At 54.7% G+C, this 1,549-nt stretch carries 2 tRNA genes and 2 rRNA genes; all 4 read right to left on the bottom strand.

Features of this window, described 5'->3' with window-relative positions:
- Nucleotides 1-605: ribosomal RNA gene (locus tag EH55_RS06260) — 23S ribosomal RNA — on the bottom strand; the annotation flags it as partial.
- Between the two features lie 157 nt (nucleotides 606-762).
- A tRNA-Ala gene (locus tag EH55_RS06255) sits at nucleotides 763-837 on the bottom strand.
- A 16-nt stretch (nucleotides 838-853) separates the two neighbouring features.
- Nucleotides 854-930, bottom strand: a tRNA-Ile gene (locus tag EH55_RS06250).
- A 57-nt stretch (nucleotides 931-987) separates the two neighbouring features.
- A 16S ribosomal RNA gene (locus EH55_RS06245) occupies nucleotides 988-1,549 on the bottom strand; the annotation flags it as partial.

Genomic DNA, 1,549 nt, shown 5'->3' with positions numbered 1-1,549 from the left:
AGCTCCATCTGCTTGTTAGCACGAGGTTTCAGGTCTCTTTCACTCCCCGCCAGGGGTGCTTTTCACCTTTCCCTCTCGGTACTGTTTCTCTATCGGTCGCTGTATGTATTTAGCCTTGGACCGTGGTCGGCCCGGATTCGTACGGAGTTTCTCGTGTTCCGCATTACTTGGGTGTCATACCGGAGGCCGACGGCTTGCACTTACGAGGCTTTCACTCTCTATGGCCCGATTTTCCAACTCGGTTCGGTTTGCTGTCGGCTTTCTCGCTCCGTGGAAGGTCCGCAGCCTTTCCCGTATGATCCCTCTACACCGACGCCACAACGCCTGCGGGCTTGGCATGGCTACGGTTTGGGCTTCGCCCCTTTCGCTCACCACTACTTAGGGTATCTCTTACGATTTCTTTTCCTCCGGCTACTGAGATGTTTCACTTCGCCGGGTTGCCGCCTTTCTCTAAAGGCTCACGGGTTGACCCGTGAAGGTTGCCCCATTCAGATATCCGCGGGTCGATGGATGCTTGCTCCTTACCGCGGCTTTTCGCAGCTTGCTACGTCTTTCTTCGGCATACAGCGCCAAGGCATTCCCCTCGTGCTATGTGTACCTTAACCTCATAAATCCTTTATAGGCCTTCATACTTAAACCAAATACGGATCACAACACTCTTACCTCCGCTTTTTCGCTTTTCCAACGGCTTGAGCGCTTCTCCTTATACGGCTTCAAGGCTTCTTGTCATGGTTCCGCAGCGTCACGCCAAAGACACTGCAATGGTGGAGATGATCGGACTTGAACCGACGACTTCCTGCGTGCAAGGCAGGCGCTCTCCCACTGAGCTACATCCCCAAAATGTCGAAGAAAATGGTGGGCCGAGGGAGATTCGAACTTCCGACCTCTCGGTTATCAGCCGAGTGCTCTAACCAACTGAGCTATCGGCCCACGCAATAGCGGTGTATAAGAGATAGCGATGAGATAAAAAATTTTGTTGCTCCTTAGAAAGGAGGTGATCCAGCCGCACCTTCCGGTACGGCTACCTTGTTACGACTTCACCCCCCTTACCAGGCGCACCTTCGACGCTTCTTCCCTTGCGGTTAAGCTCGCGGCTTCGGGTGCCCCCAACTCGGGTGGTGTGACGGGCGGTGTGTACAAGGCCCGGGAACGTATTCACCGCAGCTTGGCTGATCTGCGATTACTAGCGATTCCGGCTTCATGCAGACGAGTTGCAGTCTGCAATCCGAACTGGGACCGGCTTTTCTGGATCCGCCAACCATCGCTGGCAAGCTGCCTTTTGTGCCGGCCATTGTAGCACGTGTGTCGCCCTGGGCATATAGGCCATGATGACTTGACGTCGTCCCCACCTTCCTCCGCCTTGTCGGCGGCAGTCTCGCCGGAGTGCTCGACTCGACTCGTTAGCAACTGGCTATAGGGGTTGCGCTCGTTGCGGGACTTGACCCAACATCTCACGACACGAGCTGACGACAGCCATGCAGCACCTGTTCTACCTCCTTAGCAAGCTAAGGTCCTCTCGATCTCTCTCAAGTAACAGTAGTATGTCAAA

It is taken from the genome of Synergistes jonesii, assembly GCF_000712295.1.
Taxonomy (GTDB): domain Bacteria; phylum Synergistota; class Synergistia; order Synergistales; family Synergistaceae; genus Synergistes; species Synergistes jonesii.
Note: the sequence above shows the minus strand (reverse complement) of the source record. Positions and strands in the feature narration are given on the sequence as shown.